Origin of the sequence: Streptosporangium sp. NPDC049644, from assembly GCF_040675205.1 — a bacterium.
GTDB lineage: Bacteria > Actinomycetota > Actinomycetes > Streptosporangiales > Streptosporangiaceae > Streptosporangium > Streptosporangium fukuiense.
Genome location: NZ_JBFAOJ010000078.1, coordinates 27,916 through 46,318 on the forward strand (window position 1 = coordinate 27,916; position 18,403 = coordinate 46,318).

Genomic DNA, 18,403 nt, shown 5'->3' on the forward strand with positions numbered 1-18,403 from the left:
GCGGATCGTCAGCGAGCCTCGTCGGCCATGCGCAGCCGCAGGCTGAGCGGGCGCATGTCGGTCCAGACCCGCTCGATGTGGTCCAGGCACTCCTGCCGGGTCCCGGAGGCGCCCTCGGCCCGCCAGCCGGCGGGCAGCGCACGGTCGGCGAACCAGACCGAGTACTGCTCCTCGTGGTTGACCACGACCAGGTACTTCTCGTCCGCGGACATCTCTCTCCTCAGCGGTCGCGTTGTTCCACTTCTCCCGGACCCGCCTCCGGGTCCGTGGAGAAGTCGGGAAGGTGGATCCCGAGCCCCCGCGCCGCGGCCTCGTCCATGACGTGGGCGGCGAGTGCGGCGTCGAGGGCGCCGAGCCCGAAAGGCGAGAACACCGTCACGGACCCGGCGTCATAGGGCAGCGCGCTGGCCCCGGCCAGCAGGTCGCCGATCTCGGCGGTGACGAATCCCCGGTCCCCGGCCAGCCGCGCGGCCAGGTCGAGCGAGGTCGCCTCGCGGCAGACGTGGTCGGTGTCGTCGACCACGTTCCTGGCCGCCAGGATCGACTCGGGGGTCAGGTCGCGCAGCGACACGTGCAGCACGACGGTGCCCGGCAGGCAGGAGTCCGCACTCAGGTGCGGCTCGCCGGCGGTGGTGGCGAGGGAGACGATCCGGTGCGCGGCCAGCGCCTCCTCGACGTCACCGGCGATCTCGACCTTCAGGTCGGGCACCCGGGCCGCGAACTCCCGGGCGCGCTCGGGGTCGAGGTCGAACACCGTGACCGCCTCCAGCTCGGGGAGCTGTGCCCGCAGGAAGCGGAGGACCTCGAAGTTGACGACCCCGCAGCCGATCAGCGCGACCCCGCTCCTGACCTCGCCGGGGGCGTCGGCGGTGAGCGTGGCCGCGGCCACGGCTGCGCCGGCCGCGGTGCGCCTGGCCGAGATGACCGCCCCCTCCAGCAGCGCCACCGGCCGTCCGTCCGTGACGGAGTTGAGCAGGATCGCGGCCGACGCCCGCTCCAGCCCGAGGGCCAGGTTCCCGGGGAACGACGCCACCCACTTGACCGCCGCGACCGGGCGCTCGCCCCCGACGTAGGCGGGCAGCGCGATGATCCGGTCGCGCGCGTTGCCGGGGAAACGCAGGAAGACCGAGTGCGGTACCGAGGTCTCCCGCCGCGAATGGGCCAGGTAGGCGTCCCTGACGGTCCGGCAGACGGCGTCCTCGGCGCCGTCCAGCACCGCCAGCACGTCGCTCCTGCGGAGGATCAGCATGTCGTTTGCTCCTTCCAGAGGTGGGCGATGTCGCCGAACCTCTCCTCCACCCAGACGTCGGAGTAGATGGTGTCCAGGTACCGCTCGCCCCGGTCGGGCAGGAGCAGGACGCAGTTGGCGCCGGCCGGGATCTCCGCGAGCCGCTGCGCGACCGCGCTCACCACGGCGCCCGAGGAACCACCGCCCAGGATCGCCTCGACGCCGACCAGCCGCCGACAGCCGACCACGCAGTCCTGGTCGGTCATCCGGGCCACGGAGTGGGCGATGCCGTCGTAGTACAGCTCCGAGCGGATCGCCGCGCCGTGTCCCGGGATGAGCCGCCGACAGGACGGCTCGCCGAAGATGGCGCTGCCCTCCGCGTCGACGGCGACGATGTGCGTGCCCAGCCCGTGGTCCGCGACGAACCTGGCGCACCCGTGAATGGTGCCGCAGGTTCCGGTGGCCACGAAGAGGTAGTCGACGTTCCCGTCGAGCTGCCGGACGACCTCCTGCATGATCGTTTCCTGGGCACGGGCGTTGAGCGGGTTGGCGTACTGGTTGGGCCAGAACGCGTGGGGAATGTCGTGGACGAGTTCGCGGACGCGCCGGATCCTGGCGGACAGGAAGTCGCCCATCTCGTTGTCGGGTTCGCGCACGATGTCCAGCTCCGCCCCGTACGCGGCCAGGATCGCGAGGTTCTGGGCGGTCATCTTCGGGTCCGCCACGCAGATGAACCTGAGGCCGAACCAGCGGCACACCTGCGCGAGCCCGATGCCGAGGTTGCCCGAGCTCGACTCGACGACCGTCGACTGGTTCGGGATGAGCTCGCCGCGTTCGATCGCACCCAGCACCATGCCCATGGCGGACCGGTCCTTCATGCTGCCGCCCGGGTTCAACGACTCCAGCTTGGCGTGGAACCGGGCCCGGGAGTCCCCGAAGAGGCGCGTCAGCCGCACCAGGGGGGTGGCACCGACCGCGGAGAGGACGCCGTCACCGATCCGCGCGCTCACCGCCGGAGTCGTCCGGCCGGGGGGCGCACAGTCGATGGCCTCATATCCTGCGCTCACCGTTCCGCTCCGTCAGGCAATTCAGAAGATATGCTCCGCGAGACATTGGCACCTTTCCGGACGGCTTCATTCTCATGGGTTTCCGGCGGCACCCGCCGGAACCCGCCGAACATATTTACCGGGCCACCTCGAATGGCTGTCCACGGCAACGGGACCCAAAACGTGGCCCGACCATAACCAGGGCGCCTCGACAGGGTCAATAGCGCAGTCCGCGGAAATGGTCGTTGCCGCAAAAACTCCAGCCGTGCATGATAAGTCTCGGCACCGCCGAATTATCGCATCGTATTCACCGAATGAACGGGCCGACCGGCGTATTGATGTCGTTATTAGACGATGGACGGGAGCTGTCCCGCCGGCGGGACAGCTGGGCGACGCGGACCGCCGGGGAGCACGCCATGGCCGCTCCGACCCCCCGCACGCGAAGGAGAATGCCGAATGACCACCATTTTGCCCGCTCCGGCAGGCCCGCTGAATAATGTTCGGCCGATGACCGGTGAGGAATACCTGGAGTCGTTGCGCGACGGCCGCGAGGTATATATCGGGGGCGAGCGCGTGCCGGACGTTACCACTCACCCGGCCTTCCGTAACAGCGCACGTTCCATCGCCCGGCTGTACGACGCGCTACACGAACCGGAGGCCGCGGATGTATTGCGTGTGCCGACCGACACGGGAAACGGTGGATTCACCCATCCGTACTTCAAAACGGCCCGTTCCGCGGCCGATCTGGTCGCCTCCCGGGACGCGATCGTCGCCTGGCAACGGCTCGTCTACGGCTGGATGGGCCGCACCCCGGACTACAAGGCCGGCTTCTTCGGCACCCTGGAGGCCAACGCGGACTTCTACCGCCCGTTCCAGGACAACGCGCTGCGCTGGTACAAGGAGGCACAGGAGCGGCTGCTCTACTTCAACCACGCGATCGCGCACCCCCCGGTCGACCGGGACCGGCCGGCCGACCGGACCGCGGACGTGTGCGTCCACGTCGAGGAGGAGACCGACTCCGGCCTGATCGTGTCCGGCGCGAAGGTCGTCGCGACCGGGTCCGCGATCACCAACGCGAACTTCATCGCCCACTTCGGCCTCCCGCTCAGGGACAAGAGGTTCGGCCTGGTCTTCACCGTGCCGACGAACTCCGCCGGCCTGAAGTTCATCTGCCGCACCTCCTACGAGCAGGCGGCGGCGGCGCAGGGCAGCCCCTTCGACTACCCGCTGTCCAGCCGGATGGACGAGAACGACAGCATCATGGTGTTCGACCGGGTGCACGTGCCCTGGGAGAACGTCTTCATGTACGACGCCGGCGCGGCCAACTCCTTCGCCGCCGGGTCCGGGGTCCAGGAGCGCTTCACCTTCCACGGCTGCGCGCGGCTGGCCGTCAAGCTGGACTTCATCGCGGGCTGCGCGATGAAGGGCGTGGAGGCGACCGGCGTCTCGGCGTTCCGCGGCGTGCAGGCCCAGATCGGCGAGATCCTCAACTGGCGCGACCTGTTCTGGGGGCTGTCCGACGCGATGGCCAAGTCGCCGACCTCGTGGCACGGCGGCGCGGTGCAGCCGAACCTCAACTACGCCATGGCGTACCGCACGTTCATGGGCGTCGGCTATCCCCGTATCAAGGAGATCCTCCAGCAGACCCTCGGCAGCGGCCTGATCTACCTGAACTCGCACGCCGCCGACTGGAAGAACCCCGACGTGCGCCCCTACCTGGACCGCTACCTGCGCGGCTCGCGGGGCATCGAGGCCATCGACCGGGTGAAGCTGCTCAAGCTGCTCTGGGACTGCGTCGGCACCGAGTTCGCCGGACGCCACGAGCTCTACGAGCGCTCCTACGCCGGCGACCACGAGGGCATCCGGGTGCAGACGCTGCAGTCCTACACGGCGAGCGGGCAGGCCCAGGCGCTGAAGGGCTTCGCCGAGCAGTGCATGGCCGAGTACGACCTCGACGGGTGGACCCGTCCCGACCTGATCGGCCCGGAGGGCCTGCCCGGCCACACACGTTGACGCCGCCCCACGGAGACATCGCCCGCAACGGAGGAACCATCATTGGCCATCATCGCGCTTGAGCCGTCGGCCCGGCCCCGCCGGGAGTACCACCCGCTCGCGTGGAAACCGCTGTCGCTGATCGTCGCGGCCGTCGTCGTGCCGGTGGCGCTGCTCATCGACGGCTACGGCTACAACATCGACGAGCTCTACTTCATCGCGGCCGGCCGGCAGCCGGCCTGGGGGTACGCCGACCAGCCGCCGCTCGTGCCGCTGCTGGCCGCGCTGGCCGACGCCCTGTTCCCCGGTTCGCTGCTCGCGCTCCGGCTGCCGGACCTGCTCGTGGTCGCGGCCGGTGTCGTGGTCACCGCGCAGATCGCGCGGGAGATGGGCGGCCGGGGGCGGGCGCAGGTCATGGCGGCCGCCGCCTACGCGATCGCCTTCCTCGGCCAGGCGGGCAGGCTCGACACCGAGACGTTCGACGTCGTGCTGTGGATGACGGCCGGACTGCTGGTGGTCCGCTGGGTCCGGCTGCGCGGCGAGGGAAGGACCGGCCGGAGCGCCGACCTGCCGCTGTTCTGGGCCGGCGTCGTCACGGCCGTGGCGTTGCAGGTCAAGTTCCTCATCCCGGTCTTCTGGGCGGCCCTGGCGGTGAGCGTGCTCGCGGTCGGCCCGCGCGACCTGCTGCGGCGGCCGGCGCTGTGGGCGGGGGCCGCGATCGCGGTGGTGGCCACGGTGCCCGGCCTGGTCTGGCAGACCGTGCACGGATGGCCGCAGCTCCAGGTGGCCGCCGCGCTGACCGGGGAGAACGAGATGCTCTGGGGCGGCCGGCCGATGTTCCTGCCGCTGCTGCTGCTGATCACCGGCATCCCGGTCGGTACGGTGCTGTTCTGTTACGGCCTGTGGGCGCTGCTGCGCTGCCCCGACCTGCGTGACCACCGCTTTCTCGGGTGGACCGTGCTCGGCGTGATCGCCGTCCTGCTCGCGGCCGGCGGCCGCTTCACCTACGTCGGCGGGGTGTTCCCCCTCGTCTTCGCGGCGGCGGCGGTACGGATGGAACTGCACCGGTCGGCCCGCTGGTGGCGCTGGACCGTCAGCCCGCCGGTCTTCGTGCTGGCTGCGCTGCTGCCGCTGGTACAGCTGCCGATCACCCCGGTCGCGGAGCTCAGGCAACCGACCACCCCGCAGGAACGGTCGGACATGCTGGAGGCCTTCCTCCAGCTCGGCTGGCCCGAGCTCGCGAACTCGGTCACCCGGGCCTACCACGCGCTGCCGCCGGCCACCAGGGACCGGACCACGGTCCTCACCCGGTACTTCTGGCAGGCCGGCGCCCTGGAGGTGCTGGGCACCAGGCAGGGGCTGCCGCACCCGTACAGCGGGCACCGCGGGTACGGCTACCTGGCGACCCCGCCCGAGGAGCCGGGCCCGGTCCTGGTCGTCGGCGGGATGGACGACGAGCTGCGGTCGATGTTCTCCGGCGTCCGGCAGGTGGGCACCGTCGAGGGCAGGATCGGCCTCGGGATCGGCACTCCGATCTGGTTCTGCGAGGGCCGTACCGCGGCCTGGTCGCGGATCTGGCCGCTGCTGAGGCGGGAGGACGCCGCCCGGCGGGCCCGGCCGGGCTCCTGAAGGACCGCATGGGTGAGGGCGGGCCGCGATCGGCCCGCCCTCACCCATGCGGTCTCAGATCTCGAAGTGCAGCGCCACCTGCTGGATCCGCTCGATCAGGGCCGCCTGCTGCAGGCTGCCCTCCTGCTGCGGCCGGACGTCGCCGCCGTGCAGCACCGAGCGTACGAAGGCCCCGATCACGTTCGCGAACTGGTGGTCGGCCGGCAGGACGAGCTCCTCGCGGTGGTCCTGGCGCTCGATCCGCAGCACCGGCCGGTGTGCCTCAGGCGGGGTGAACACCCGGTCCAGCAGGATCCTTCCGGTACTCCCCGCCAGCCGGTAGCTGTTGCGGTAGGAGTGCTCCATGCCGAAGGTCAGCTGGGCCGAAACCCCCTGCGGCGTGCTCAGCAGCACGTCGCCCGACATCACCACGTCCCGCTTGTGGTCGTGCCTGAAGGCGGCGCCGACCACCTGGAGGTCGCCGCCGAGGAAGTGCAGCGCCGCGCGGACCGGGTAGCCCCCGAAGTCGACGAAGGCGCCGCCGCCGACGTCGCGCAGGTAGCGGATGTCGCCCTCCGGCTTGGGCGGGAAGGTGAAGGCGCTGGAGAATCCGCGCAGTTCCCCGATCGCGCCGTCGGCGACCAGCTTGCGCACGGTGGCGTGCTGGGAGTGGTGGAGGAACATGTAGTTCTCCAGCAGCACGAGACCGCGCGAGCGGGCGAGCGCGAACAGGCGGCCGGTCTCCGCGTAGCCGCTCGTCATCGGTTTCTCGACCAGGACGTGCACGCCGGCCTCGATGGATCGCTCGATCCATTCCGCGTGCAGCAGCGCGGGCAGCGGGATGTAGACGGCGTCCACGTCCGGGCGGTCGAGCAGCGAGCCGTATCCCTCGATCGGCTCGCCCCCGAACCGGTCGGTGAACTGTTTCGCCCGCCGCATGTCCCGGCTCGCGATCGCGACGACCTCCACGGACGGGTCGTCGCGCATCGCGGGAAGGGTCCGCCGCCAGGCGATGTCCGCGCATCCCATGACCCCCATGCGCAGCCTGTCAGGGGTGCTGGCACTCATCGGAATCCTTCCAGCGTGAAGGCCCCCGGATTTATCCGTGAGGAGGAAGTCGACATCAGGGGAACTCCACTCGGCAGAGGACGGGACATCAGGTGGTCGGGCAGGGACACTGCGGCGGCATCGTCAGAACGGCCGCGGGGCCGTCTTCAGCTCCGCGTAGTGGGCGAGGCATTCCTCGTAGGTGCTGAGGAGCCCCTTCGACTCCGCTTCGGCCAGGGTGAGCGCGCCGGCGTCCTTCTCCGACATGATCGGAGGCTCGGTGAGACCCCAGGGGATGCCGATCTCCGGATCCAGCGGATCGATCTCGAGCATCGTCCCCGGGATGTACGCCGCCGAGCACACGTAGTTCATGCAGGCGTCGTCGGTCAGCGCCAGGAAGGCGTGCCCCAGGCCGTCGGCGAGGTACACCGCGATGCCCGAGTCCTCGTCCTGGCGGGTCATCTCGTACTTCCCGTACGTGGGGGAGCCCACCCGCAGGTCCACCACGACGTCGAGCACCGCGCCGCGCACGCAGGTGACCAGCTTGGCCTGGCCCGGCGGCAGAAGGGTGCCGTGGATCCCCCGCAACGTGTTGCGGCGGCTGAGCGAGTAGTTCACCTGCCCGACCACGAAGGGGTAACCGATCGCCTCGGAGATCGTCTCGGCGCGGAACGCCTCCATGAAGTACCCGCGGCGGTCATGGTGCCGCTCCGGGGTCAGGCGGTACGCGTTGGGCACCGACAGCTCGGTTATCGACAGCGACTGGAACATGTGCGGAAGGCTCCTCGAGTCGTTCCGGCGATCAGACCGCCAGCTTCTCCAACAGGTGTACGACGTCCGCCGGAGCCGGCTGCGCGGCGATCTCGGCGGCGACCTCGGCCGCGGCCACGGTGAATCGGGCGTCCGCGAGGAGCGCCAGACAGCGCTCGGCGACCAGCTCGGGAGTGACCTCCTCGGGAGACAGCCGCATTCCCGCCCCCGCGCCGACCACCGCCCCCGCGTTGTCGAACTGGTCGTCGAACTGCGGGAGCACCAGTTGCGGCCGGCCCGCGGACAGGGCGGTCAGGACGGTGCCGTGCCCTCCGTGGTTCACCACCAGGTCGCAGGTCGGCAGCACCTGCGCGAGCGGAAGCCTGCCGACCCGGTGGGCGACCGCCGCCAGCGCGGGCCAGGCGGCCACGACCTCCTCGTCCGCCGCGACCACGAGCTCGGCGCCGCGCCGGGCCAGGCGTTCCAGGACCGGCACGACCAGGTCGCCCAGCAGCCGCGCCCCGATCCGCGGCACCACCGTGCCCAGGGTGACGCACACCCGCGGCCGCCGACGCTCCAGGAAGACCCAGCCGGGCACCCGGGCGTCGCCGGTGTAGGGCACGTTGCGCACGCCCTGGTGCCCCGTCGCGTGCGGCAGCCGCATGCCCGGCGGCCACGGGTTGAGCACCTCGACCGGTACGGGCGGCTCGACCCCGAGCTCCTCCCGCACGGCCGACCGGTACTCCTCCAGCGGCGCCACGCCCCACTGGTACTCCACGTACGGCACACCGGTGGCCGCCGCGGCGAGCGGTCCGGCGAACTCCGCGCGCTCGCTCACCACGAGGTCCGGCCGCCACGCCTCGAACAGCTCGTGCGCGCCGGGCAGGCACTGGCCCGAGATGCGGCCGAAGGCGCGCCCGTGGGCGTGCCTGCGGCGTTCGGCGTCGGTCGCCGAGGCGACCGGCTCGTCGCCGACCAGCTCGACGAAGTCCGCCGCGGAACCGAAGGACGCGGCGGGCAGTCCGGACCGCGTCACGACGGCGGCGAAACCGTCCGTGGTGGCGACCAGGACGTCATGACCGGCGGCACGGGCGGCCCAGGCCAGCGGCACCAGGGGAAAGAAATGGCCACGCAGCGGCGCAGTCGTGAACAGCAGTCGCACGGTGACTCCACTTCGTCTCCTCGGCCCGCGCGTGGCCGGCGGTCAGCAAAGGCTGTGCATGCAGGCAAGCAGGCTGCGCGCCTCGATGTTGAGGTAGTGACCGTGCCGGAGCAGGTCCAGTAGCTGCCGGACGGTCATCCAGCGGAAGTTCGGCGGCACGTCGATCGGCATCGTCTCATCGGCCTCGATGATCTGGTACCTGGTGAGCGCCTTGTAGAAGCGCCCGCCCTCCTCGGACAGCACGGCGTCGTAGTGCGTGACACCCGGCTGGGAGATCAGCAGGTCCCGGGTGAACGGGTCGTCGACGTCCGTCGGCTCCGTGCCCGGCAGGAGGTGGACGGTCGGCGCCATCTCCACCATGTCCATCAGACCGTACTCCGGCCTGGCCTGGACGAGCAGGTGCAGCACGCCCCGGATGGACCGTGCGAAGAACACCGCCCGTCCCTGGCCGCGGGGGTAGAGCAGGGGCTGCGTCCAGCGCTGGACCTCCCGGGTTCCGGCCTCCGCCTCGACCGCGATGATGCGGAACCGCCGGCCGTCGTGGTCGGCGATCTCGTCGTCACCGCGCTTCCAGCCGGCGACGCCCTCCAGGGGGACCAGCCGGGCGGTCCAGTCGTAGCGGGTCTTCGCCTCGGTGAACCAGCTGAGGATCTCCCCCATCGCGTGCAGCGGCCGCGTCTCCGTGCCGTCCGCCTGGTGCTGGTAGGAGCGGACGAGCGCGTCCCTGAAGGCGTCGTCGGCCGGCGCGCCGTTCTGCTGCGGCAGCTCGAACGGCAGGCACGACAGCACCGTCCGCGCGTCCATGTTGACCAGGTTGTCGATTCGGGTCAGTTCGCGGATCTGGGCCAGGCTGAGCCAGCAGAAGTCCTCGCGGACGGGGACGTCCCCGGTCACGAGCACCACCATGTTGCGGTTGCGCTTGCGCCAGAACCAGGCGCCCTGCTCCGACTGCAGGACGTCCACCAGGACCTCGCCGCGGTCCGGCCCGATGAAGCACTCCAGGTACGGGGTGCCGGTGCCGCGGTGCACCCGGGTGTAGTTGCTGCGTGTCGCCTGCACGGTCGGCGAGAGCTGGAGCGTGTTGACGTTGCCCGGCTCCATCTTCGCCTGCATCAGGCAGTGCAGGACACCGTCGAACTCCTTGACGACGATGCCGAGGATGCCGATCTCCGGCTGGTTGATGATCGGCTGCGACCAGGTGTCCACACCGCCGTCCCGCACCCGCAGGCCCTCGATCGTGAAGAACCGGCCGCTCTCGTGCCCGAGGTTTCCGGTGTCCGGTTCGAAGGCCCACGCGTCCAGTTCGGAGAAGGGGATCCGCCGCACGGCGAAGTGGCCGGCCGCGTTCCGTTCGGCCCACCAGTCGTGGAAACCGGAGACGGACATGAGCGCGCCGTCGTCTGCTCTGCCGTCCGTTCCCGCGTGCGACGCGGCGAGTCGGGTCATGGTGGCGGGCCTCTTCCTGTCCTCGGTTCGTTCGGTCGGCCGTCGGTGCGCGCGAGCAGCGCTCAAACCGCGGCCAGTACGGCACGCAACGTGTCGATGACCCGCTCCTGATCGGTGTCGGAGAGCGAGGGGAACATGGGCAGGGAGAAGATCTCGTCGGCCGCCGCCTCGGTGACCGGCAGGGACCCCTTCTCGTAGCCGAGGTGGGCGAAACCCGACTGGGTGTGCACCGGCCACGGATAGCTGATGTTCAGCGAGATGTCGCGCGCCTTGAGGGCTTCGATGATCTTGTCCCGCCTGGGGTGGCGCACCACGTAGACGTAGTACACGTGGTCGTTTCCCGGCGCCGTCCTGGGAGTCACCAGTTCGGTGTCCGCGAACGCCTGCTCGTAGCGCGCCGCGATCGCGCGTCGCTTGGCGATGTAGTCGTCGAGCCGGGTCAGCTTGCGGCGGAGGATCTCGGCCTGCACCTCGTCGAGCCTGCTGTTGTAGCCGGGCGTGCTCACGACGTAGTACTGGCTCTCCATCCCGTAGTAGCGCAGCCGGCGCAGGTTGGCGGCGACCTCGGCGTCGTCGGTCATGGTCGCGCCGCCGTCGCCGTACGCTCCCAGCACCTTCGTCGGGTAGAACGAGAACGCCGCCGCCTTACCCGTCGAGCCCGCGATACGGCCGTGCCGACGGGCGCCGTGCGCCTGCGCGCAGTCCTCCAGGATCGGCAGGCCGTGCTTCGCGGCGATCGCCTCCAGGGGCGCCAGGTCCACGCACTGGCCGTACAGATGGACCGGGAGGATGCACCGGGTGCGATCGCTGACGACTCCCGCCACCTGCTCGACGTCCATCAGGTAGGTCTCCGGGTCGATGTCGACGAACACCGGTGTGGCGCCCACCGCGTCGATCGCCAGCACCGTGGGCGCCGCCGTGTTCGAGACGGTGATCACCTCGTCCCCGGCACCGACCCCGAGGGCCCGCAGTCCGAGCACGATGGCGTTCGTCCCGTTGTCGACTCCCACGCAGTGCTCGACACCGTGATAGGCCGCGAACTCCTGCTCGAATGCCCGGACACTCGGTCCCAGCACCAGCTGCCCCGAGCGGAACACCGTGTCGACCGCATCGAGGATGTCGTCGCGTTCCTTCTCGTACTCCGGCAGATAACCCCATACGAAGAGGGTCATCGGGGCACGTCACCTCCAATAGGCGGAGACCCGTTCGGCATGTGGCCGGGGACTCAGACGATGTGCTTGAGAAGATCCACGCCGTGCGCGTCCCAGTTCTCGCGATAGATCGCGAAAACGTGAACATCCCGCACCCGGCCGTGGAAGTACATGTGCTTGGGCAGAACGGCTTCGGCCTCGACCATCGCCGTGTGCGGCTCGGTGAATCCGAGACTCTCGACGCCGGCCTCGACGGCGTGGAAGTACACCTTTCTGGTGCGCCACATCGCGAAGGCGAAGTTGACCGTGAGCGCGACCGCGTCCGTCCGGATCTCGTCCGGCTGACCTGCCAGGTGGACATCGGCCCGGAGGTGACCCGCCGGAGAGAGGTCGGACAACGTGCTGAATCCGACGATCTCCCCGGTGTCCTTGCGGTGCACCAGGAAACAGGCGGCCAACCCCTGCCCGAAGGTGTCCACGAACCTGTCGATCACCGGCAGGCCACTGTGTCCCAGCCGGAACAGGATGTCGTAGACCTTGGCGGCGTCCTTGACACCCGCCGGCCGCAACTCGATCTGCCTGGACTCGGTGTGCGGAAAGAGCATTTCTCGGTCATCCTCGTTTCGGAGTCCGGGTTCCGGCGACATGAAATGGCATTCACCCGCCAGGCGGCACAGATTTCCGGACATCGATCGGGAAAACGTGTGCGGTCTCATACCGTAGGCCGTCCGCCCGTCCCGCCAGCGGGACAGGGCAGGCACGCATCGAATCAGCACGCCTTCTGAAGACCGGGGAGCCGAAACCCTTCGGGTGTTTACCAGGTCTACCACACCGGATCGTTCACCGGAATCCCGCTGACATTTCCGCCGCCTTGGAAAAGCATGAGTCCGTACGGCGAACCGGTCTTACGCTATTGCCCCCGCCGCGACGCCGTGGCTACTGTCGTCGACGTTTAGGCGTCCACCTACAAAGCTCCGTTTCTGAGCGGGACCCGTGAAAGCACTTCGAAGCGGTGTCGATTCGAAACTCGCGTGGATATCACCGCGACCGCACGAAAGGACAAAATACATGTCGGATAAGGACCTCGCCGCCGGCGTCGACCTCACCCTGATCGACGATGTGGAGCGAATGGTACGGGGCACGGCGGAAATGATCTGCGCCGAGCAGCCTGACGTGCCCCAGCCGGAGTCCCTGCACGACCTCGACTCGTTCTCGATGGTCCAGGTCCTGCTGGAGCTGGAGAACACCACGCAGTTGAAACTCCTGGAGCGGTTCGAGGGCTTCGAGGGCGAGACGTTCCGCGACCTCGCCGAGTTCATCGTCCGCTTCACGGCCAAGGACGACGACGAGCAGCGGCAGGACGCCTCGGAGGAGCTCCACGAGCAGACGACGCCGGTATAGCGCCACCGGCCCGTGCGCTGTCCCGCCAGCGAGACAGCGCGGCGGTGGCATGACCGGAATCCGAGGCGTCGGCCGACGGGCGGAGAAAACGCAGTCATGCGCCGCGCACGCCCAGAAAAAAGCGTCCAACAATCGGTCCCATTTACCGGAACCGCTTCAGACGACAGGCCGTTCATTATGCCCGGAGACCTCACTGACACAGGATCACGACATGCCTGACACATCGTATGCGGCCTCCCCGGAACAGACCCGAGAACCGCTTGTGCTACGCCCTCCGAGGCACCGGATCGAACGCCGGGCGATCCTCATGTGGACGCTCAACGCACTGATCTGGGGAATACTCGTTGTCAGTGGCCTCGGCATCGCCTACGCGCTGCTGCCCGACACCCGGCCGTGGCTGGGTCCGGTACTGGTGATTTTCGCGGTGATCTACGCGGTGAACATCGCGGTCATGCCCACCTGGCGTTATCTGGTACACCGCTGGGAGATCACCGACCAGGCCGTCTACGCGCTGAACGGCTGGATAACCCGCGAATGGCGGATCACTCCCATCTCGCGCATCCAGTCCATCGACACCAGGAGAGGCCCCCTGCAGACCATGCTGGGGCTGGCCACGCTCAAGGTGACCACCGCGTCCAGGGAGGGCGCGATCAGCATCGCGGGGCTGAACGCCGCGGTGGCGGAGGAGCACTCGCACCGGCTCACCGAGATCACTCAGGCCACGCCGGGAGATGCCACGTGAACGCCGGGAAGTCGGTGGACGAACCTCTCTCAGAGGTTCTGACACCCCCGCCCGCCGCGCCACCGCCTCCGCCGGCACAGGTGTCGGCGGGCGTGCCCGCGGCGGGGGTGCGGACGGAGGCCCGGGCGCCGGACGGCGAGGAGGTCCCGTGGCAACGCCTGAACAGCCGGCTGGCGTTGGTCGACGCGACCAGGTTCGTGCTCACCATCCTTCCCAGCGTGCTCGTCACCGTCGTCTTCGGGCGGGGTTTCGACGCCTGGCCGGTCCTCATCGCCAGCGCGCTGGGGGTCGTCGTCAGCGTCATGGCCCTGCGACGCTGGCTGACCACCCGGTTCCGGATCACCGAGGACAGGGTCGAGATCCGCAGGGGACTGCTGGTCCGCAAGTACCGCTCGGTTCCCAGGGACCGGATCCGTACGGTGGACACCGGCGCGAAGCTCCGGCACCGGCTCACCGGGCTCCGCGTGGTGACCATCGCCTCCGGCGAGGCGCGCACGTCGTTCAAGCTCGACGCGGTCGCCAAGGAGCAGGCCGAGAGGATCCGCGACGATCTCCTGGGCGTTCAGCGGAACGACGCCGCCCAGCCCGAGGTCCCGGAGCGGGCGGTGGAGGAGACCCTCCTCGCCCGGCTCCGGTGGTCCTGGTTCTTCTACAACGTGCTCAGCGTCTGGGCCTTCCTCGCCGCGGCACTGTTCCTGTGGAGCACCAGCCTGACGCTGCAGATGTTCGACGTCGACCTCATGGAGATCATCCGTGACGCGATCGGGTGGGAGGCCCTCGGGGTCGGCTGGTCGATCGCCGTCGGAGCCGGCGGCGGCTTCCTGCTCGGCACCGTCGGCCTCGCGATCTCCTTCGTCAAGGAGAGGTGGAACTTCGAGCTGGTCCGCACCAGGACCGACGACGGCACGGCGCTGCTCACCAGGCAGGGACTCTTCCAGACGCGCGAGGTCTACCGCGACGACCGGCGCCTGCGCGGGATCCACATCAGCGAGCCGCTGCTCTCCCGGTGGATGGGGCTCGCCGAGACGGAGGTCATCTCAACCGGGATGCGCTGGATTCCCGGCAGCGACGCCTCCAGCGCCATCCTGCCGCGGACACACGTCAGCGAGGCCCACCGGGTGGCGGTTCTCGTGCTCGGGGACGAGCACCGGCCGCTGCGGGCGCCACTTCGCGCGCACCCGCGTGCCGCGCTGTACCGCAGGCTGGCGGGCACCGTCCTCACGCTGGGGATCGTCGCCGGCCTGCTGGCCTGGCTGGGAGCGACGGGAGCCCTCGTCCGCGGGCTCTGGCTGATCCCGGTCTCATTGATGCCGGTGGGCGGAGTACTCGCCTTCGTCGCCTACCGGTCGCTCGGGCACACGATGGCGGGACCGTACCTCGTGGCGCGGTCCGGACTGATACGGCGGGCGACCGTCGTGCTCCAGCACCGGGGAGTGATCGGCTGGACGCTGAGCCAGTCGCTTCTCCAGCGCGCCCTGGGCCTGAAGACCGTCCGGGTGTCGAGCGCGGCCGGGGCTCGCTTCTACGAGATACCGGACGTCGCCGCCGACGAGGCCGTGACGTTCATCCATGGCGGAACCCCGGAGCTGGTGGCCGAGTTCCTCGCGGACCGGCCGGCCGGAGAGCCGCCCCCCGACATGGGCCACGAGAACTCGTCCAGCTGACCTAGATCACCTACCTGGTGGACAGGGGGTAGAAAATGCGCACGACCAATCTCACGGATGGTTTCTCCGTGAGCGCGATCGGCCTCGGCTGCAGCTCCATGTCCCACGGCTACGGGCCGACCGAGCGGGATGACGAGGAGTCCGTCCGGGTCATCCACCGAGCAGTCTCCTACGGCATCGACATCTTCGACACGGCCGACGTCTACGGGCCGTTCACCAACGAGCTGCTGCTCGGACGGGCGCTCAGATCGCATCGGGACGATGTGACGATCGCCACCAAGTGCGGTCTGGTGGTCATGCCGGACGGCAAGTTCCACCGCAACGGCCGGCCCGACTACCTGCGAGCCGCCTGCGAGGGATCGCTCCAGCGGCTCCAGGTGGACGTCATCGACCTGTACCAGTTGCACCGCGTCGACCCCGCCGTCCCCCTCGTCGAGACCTGGGGAGCCCTGGGCGAGCTGGTCACCGAGGGAAAGGTCCGGGCTCTGGGCATCTCGCACGCCACCTGTGACGAGCTGGAACTGCTCCACTCGGTGTTCCCGATCACCGCCGTGCAGTACGAGCTGTCGGTGTGGGCCACGGCCAACCGCGAGGACGTACTGCCGTGGAGCCAGAAGAACAACGTGGGGTTCCTCGCCTTCGCCCCCCTCGGCCGCGGATACCTGTCCGGCAAGATCGACCACTCGGCCATCGGCACGGAGGACTCCCGCAACCGGGACCCGCGCTTCCGCCCCGAGGCGATGAACGCCAACCACGCGATCGTCGAAGGGCTGCGCAGGGTGGGCGACCGGCACGGTGCCACTCCCGCGCAGGTGGCGATCGCCTGGACGCTGGCCCAGGGGGACAACGTGGTGCCCATCCCCGGGACGCGAAAGCTCCACTGGCTCGGGGACAACGCGGCCGCGGTCGACCTGCACCTCACCCCCGAGGACCTGCGTGACATCGACGGCCTGCCGCCGGCGGTGGGCGAGATGAGCTGGGACCACATCCGTTCCGCGGGCGCCGACCGGCCGACGCGCCGGGCCTGACCGAGCCGGGGCGGCGGACGGCCCACCGGACCCTCACCACATCAGACGACGGGACACGAGAAATTGCTCTTTCCACACACGGCGTCACGCCGCATCGTGCTCCATCCGGCGAGCAGCACCGACCAGGCGGACTTCGCCCAGGTCTTCGTACGCACCGGCGTGGAGAGCATCCGCCCGGCGGTACGGCCCGCCCGGGGAACGATGAGGGCCCACGCCATCTTCCACGTCACCACGAGGAACACCGGCGAGCGCCTGGGCTTCGGCGGGCTCCACGCGCTCGACCCGGCCGGGCACATCAGGTGCGCCGTCTACCTGGACCCCCGGCGGGCCCGGCTGGGTGTGGGCTCCGAGGCCATCCTGCTGCTGGTCAACTACGCCTTCGCCACGCTGGACATCGACCGGGTGATCGGGCAGACCACCGAGGCCAGCTTCGCCTCCTTCGGAATCACGGCCGGTGACCAGGAGATCGGCGCGCTGCGCGACCACATGTACTTCCGCGGACGCCACTGGGACCTGCACAACTTCCAGATCGAGCGCGCCGGGTGGGAGGAGTACGTCGACAGGAACACCGACAGGATGCTCCACCCGTCGCTGAGCTGGCGGACCGCCCCGGCCCAGCCGCTCGACGTGTCCTGACGACGACGGTCACGGCTCCCCGGCCACGACGACGAAGGAGATGATGTGGCGACGACAGCCGCGAAACCACTGATCACCGTGCTCGGCGCCTCGGGCCTCCTCGGGACGGCCGTCACCCGCGAACTGGCGGCCAGGCCGGTCCGCCTCAGGCTCGTCGGGCGTCGGCCCACCACCGTCCCCCGGCGGTCCCGCGCCGAGGTGGAGGTCCACCCCCTCGACCTGACCGGAGGCGACGCCGTCACCGAGGCGGTCCGCGGCGCGGACGCGGTGATCCACCTGGTCGCGCACATGGGAAAGGCGAGCACCTGGCGGGCGGCCGCGGCCGACCCCGCCGCGGAGCGGGTCAACCTCGGCCTGGTCCACGACCTCATCGACGCGGTCCGGACACACCGCCCGGAGCGGCCGCCGGTGGTGGTCTTCGCCGGCTCGGTCTCACAGGCGGGGCGTTCCTCGTCCGCCCGGCTCGACGGCAGCGAACCGGACGAGCCGCTGACCGCGTACGACCGGCACAAGCTGGCCGCGGAGCGCGCGATCGAGGCCGCCGACGCCGAGGGGCTGATCCGGGGCAGCACGTTGCGGCTGTCCACTCTCTACAGCCGGGGGACGGACCCGACCGCGCTGGACCGGGGTGTGGTCTCGGTGATGATGCGCCGCGCGTTCGCCCAGCAGCCGCTGACGATGTGGCACGACGGTTCCACCAAGCGCGACCTGCTCTGCGTCGACGACGCGGCCACCGCGTTCGTCACCGCGCTGGACCAGGCCGAGACCTTGTCCGGGCGGCACTGGCTGGTCGGCACGGGTCAGGTGACCAGCGTCGCCGACCTGTTCTCGATGGTCTCGAAGGTCGTCGCGACCCGTTCGGGGCGGCCGCCGGTGCCGGTCGTCTCGGTCGCGCCCGCGGAGCACTCCATGCCCACGGACGTGCTGGACTTCGTGGCCGACCCGTCGGCGTTCCAGGAGGCCACCGGCTGGACCGCCCGCGTGCCGCTGCTGGAAGGGCTGGAGAGCGCGGCGGCCGCCATCGTGCACGAGTCCGCCTGACCACCTGACCACCTGACCGAAGGAGGGGAGAGCCCCGTGCGCGTCCTGTTCGCGGTGAACCCGGAGAAGAGCATCTTCCAGTACCTCGTGCCACTGGCCTGGGCACTGCGCACCGCCGGCCACGAGGTGCGCGTCGCCGGTCAGCCCTCCTTCGCCAAGGTGATCACCCAGGCCGGGCTGACCGCCGTCCCGGTGGGCGAGGACCGCAGCTCGTGGCGGATCACCCAGAACAGGCAGGACATGCTCGACGCCCTGCGCGTCGGCATCATGGCGCCGTACGACGCCTTCGACGACCCGGCCAAGGCCACCTGGGACTACCTCAGGCCGGGAATGGCGAAGGCGGTGCGGGGCTGGCACCGGGTGAGCAACTTCCCGATCATCGGGGGCCTGGTGGAGTTCGCCCGATCCTGGCGACCCGACCTCGTCATCTGGGAACCACTGACCTTCGCCGCACCGATCGC

Annotated in this window: 17 protein-coding genes and 1 pseudogene; 9 read left to right on the forward strand and 9 right to left on the reverse strand. The window is 69.8% G+C overall.

Annotated features, from left to right (window positions below; translation table 11 throughout):
* Window positions 1-8 precede the first annotated feature (8 nt).
* From AB0J58_RS32610 to sbnA, 3 genes are read right to left on the reverse strand one after another with little or no spacing between them, the layout of a single operon-like run.
* Window positions 9-212, reverse strand: a complete 204-nt coding sequence (locus AB0J58_RS32610) for an MbtH family NRPS accessory protein (RefSeq protein WP_326645853.1) — start codon at window positions 210-212, stop codon at window positions 9-11.
* A gap of 8 nt (window positions 213-220) precedes the next feature.
* Complete coding sequence (gene sbnB, locus AB0J58_RS32615; RefSeq protein WP_364223151.1) at window positions 221-1,249, reverse strand: 2,3-diaminopropionate biosynthesis protein SbnB; 1,029 nt, start codon at window positions 1,247-1,249, stop codon at window positions 221-223.
* Complete coding sequence (gene sbnA, locus AB0J58_RS32620; protein ID WP_364158271.1) at window positions 1,243-2,295, reverse strand: 2,3-diaminopropionate biosynthesis protein SbnA; 1,053 nt, start codon at window positions 2,293-2,295, stop codon at window positions 1,243-1,245. The genes sbnB and sbnA overlap by 7 nt, the downstream gene beginning before the upstream one ends.
* Before the next feature lie 486 nt (window positions 2,296-2,781).
* On the opposite strand from sbnA, the gene AB0J58_RS32625 reads away from it, so the two are divergent.
* Window positions 2,782-4,287, forward strand: coding sequence for a 4-hydroxyphenylacetate 3-hydroxylase N-terminal domain-containing protein (locus AB0J58_RS32625; RefSeq protein WP_364223154.1), 1,506 nt, complete (start codon window positions 2,782-2,784; stop codon window positions 4,285-4,287).
* Window positions 4,288-4,329: 42 nt separating this feature from the next.
* Window positions 4,330-5,895, forward strand: a complete 1,566-nt coding sequence (locus tag AB0J58_RS32630; RefSeq protein WP_364223157.1) for a glycosyltransferase family 39 protein — start codon at window positions 4,330-4,332, stop codon at window positions 5,893-5,895.
* A gap of 54 nt (window positions 5,896-5,949) precedes the next feature.
* Here the strand turns inward: AB0J58_RS32630 and AB0J58_RS32635 are convergent, their stop codons facing one another.
* The 6 genes from AB0J58_RS32635 to AB0J58_RS32660 form a co-directional block, all read right to left on the reverse strand.
* The gene (locus AB0J58_RS32635) at window positions 5,950-6,942 is read right to left on the reverse strand and encodes a Gfo/Idh/MocA family oxidoreductase (RefSeq protein ID WP_364158280.1); all 993 of its coding nucleotides are present in this window, start codon (window positions 6,940-6,942) and stop codon (window positions 5,950-5,952) included.
* Between the two features lie 123 nt (window positions 6,943-7,065).
* Window positions 7,066-7,692 carry a dTDP-4-dehydrorhamnose 3,5-epimerase family protein gene (locus AB0J58_RS32640; RefSeq protein ID WP_364223160.1) on the reverse strand — a complete coding sequence of 209 codons (627 nt, stop codon included), beginning with the start codon at window positions 7,690-7,692 and terminating at the stop codon, window positions 7,066-7,068.
* Window positions 7,693-7,723: 31 nt separating this feature from the next.
* Entirely contained in the window at window positions 7,724-8,833 is a 1,110-nt protein-coding gene (locus tag AB0J58_RS32645) for a nucleotide disphospho-sugar-binding domain-containing protein (protein WP_364223163.1), read from the reverse strand.
* Between the two features lie 42 nt (window positions 8,834-8,875).
* Window positions 8,876-10,279 (reverse strand): NDP-hexose 2,3-dehydratase family protein, encoded by a 1,404-nt coding sequence (locus tag AB0J58_RS32650; RefSeq protein ID WP_364223166.1) that lies wholly within the window; start codon window positions 10,277-10,279, stop codon window positions 8,876-8,878.
* 62 nt (window positions 10,280-10,341) lie between these two features.
* The gene (locus AB0J58_RS32655) at window positions 10,342-11,451 is read right to left on the reverse strand and encodes a DegT/DnrJ/EryC1/StrS family aminotransferase (RefSeq protein WP_364158290.1); all 1,110 of its coding nucleotides are present in this window, start codon (window positions 11,449-11,451) and stop codon (window positions 10,342-10,344) included.
* Between the two features lie 53 nt (window positions 11,452-11,504).
* Complete coding sequence (locus AB0J58_RS32660) at window positions 11,505-12,035, reverse strand: GNAT family protein (RefSeq protein ID WP_364223169.1); 531 nt, start codon at window positions 12,033-12,035, stop codon at window positions 11,505-11,507.
* Window positions 12,036-12,498: 463 nt separating this feature from the next.
* Between AB0J58_RS32660 and AB0J58_RS32665 the strand changes: the two genes are divergently transcribed.
* From AB0J58_RS32665 to AB0J58_RS32695, 7 genes and pseudogenes are all read left to right on the forward strand, one after another.
* Window positions 12,499-12,831 carry a hypothetical protein gene (locus AB0J58_RS32665; RefSeq protein ID WP_364223172.1) on the forward strand — a complete coding sequence of 111 codons (333 nt, stop codon included), beginning with the start codon at window positions 12,499-12,501 and terminating at the stop codon, window positions 12,829-12,831.
* A gap of 211 nt (window positions 12,832-13,042) precedes the next feature.
* Window positions 13,043-13,573 carry a PH domain-containing protein gene (locus tag AB0J58_RS32670; protein WP_364223175.1) on the forward strand — a complete coding sequence of 177 codons (531 nt, stop codon included), beginning with the start codon at window positions 13,043-13,045 and terminating at the stop codon, window positions 13,571-13,573.
* Window positions 13,570-15,237, forward strand: coding sequence for a PH domain-containing protein (locus tag AB0J58_RS32675; protein ID WP_364223178.1), 1,668 nt, complete (start codon window positions 13,570-13,572; stop codon window positions 15,235-15,237). The genes AB0J58_RS32670 and AB0J58_RS32675 overlap by 4 nt, the downstream gene beginning before the upstream one ends.
* A 68-nt stretch (window positions 15,238-15,305) precedes the next feature.
* Window positions 15,306-16,265 carry an aldo/keto reductase gene (locus tag AB0J58_RS32680; RefSeq protein ID WP_364223181.1) on the forward strand — a complete coding sequence of 320 codons (960 nt, stop codon included), beginning with the start codon at window positions 15,306-15,308 and terminating at the stop codon, window positions 16,263-16,265.
* 63 nt (window positions 16,266-16,328) lie between these two features.
* Window positions 16,329-16,901 (forward strand): GNAT family protein, encoded by a 573-nt coding sequence (locus tag AB0J58_RS32685; protein WP_364223184.1) that lies wholly within the window; start codon window positions 16,329-16,331, stop codon window positions 16,899-16,901.
* A gap of 45 nt (window positions 16,902-16,946) precedes the next feature.
* Complete coding sequence (locus AB0J58_RS32690) at window positions 16,947-17,942, forward strand: NAD-dependent epimerase/dehydratase (RefSeq protein WP_364223187.1); 996 nt, start codon at window positions 16,947-16,949, stop codon at window positions 17,940-17,942.
* 36 nt (window positions 17,943-17,978) lie between these two features.
* Window positions 17,979-18,403: pseudogene (locus AB0J58_RS32695) on the forward strand (glycosyl transferase); the annotation flags it as partial.

Excerpts from the sequence above, each read along its gene's own strand:
- sbnB (WP_364223151.1), bottom strand. The coding sequence starts at position 1,249 with ATGCTGATCCTCCGCAGGAGCGACGTGCTGGCGGTGCTGGACGGCGCC.
- AB0J58_RS32670 (WP_364223175.1), top strand. The coding sequence starts at position 13,043 with ATGCCTGACACATCGTATGCGGCCTCCCCGGAACAGACCCGAGAACCG.
- AB0J58_RS32610 (WP_326645853.1), bottom strand. The coding sequence starts at position 212 with ATGTCCGCGGACGAGAAGTACCTGGTCGTGGTCAACCACGAGGAGCAG.
- AB0J58_RS32650 (WP_364223166.1), bottom strand. The coding sequence starts at position 10,279 with ATGACCCGACTCGCCGCGTCGCACGCGGGAACGGACGGCAGAGCAGAC.
- AB0J58_RS32635 (WP_364158280.1), bottom strand. The coding sequence starts at position 6,942 with ATGAGTGCCAGCACCCCTGACAGGCTGCGCATGGGGGTCATGGGATGC.
- AB0J58_RS32665 (WP_364223172.1), top strand. The coding sequence starts at position 12,499 with ATGTCGGATAAGGACCTCGCCGCCGGCGTCGACCTCACCCTGATCGAC.
- AB0J58_RS32640 (WP_364223160.1), bottom strand. The coding sequence starts at position 7,692 with ATGTTCCAGTCGCTGTCGATAACCGAGCTGTCGGTGCCCAACGCGTAC.
- AB0J58_RS32660 (WP_364223169.1), bottom strand. The coding sequence starts at position 12,035 with ATGCTCTTTCCGCACACCGAGTCCAGGCAGATCGAGTTGCGGCCGGCG.
- AB0J58_RS32655 (WP_364158290.1), bottom strand. The coding sequence starts at position 11,451 with ATGACCCTCTTCGTATGGGGTTATCTGCCGGAGTACGAGAAGGAACGC.
- AB0J58_RS32625 (WP_364223154.1), top strand. The coding sequence starts at position 2,782 with ATGACCGGTGAGGAATACCTGGAGTCGTTGCGCGACGGCCGCGAGGTA.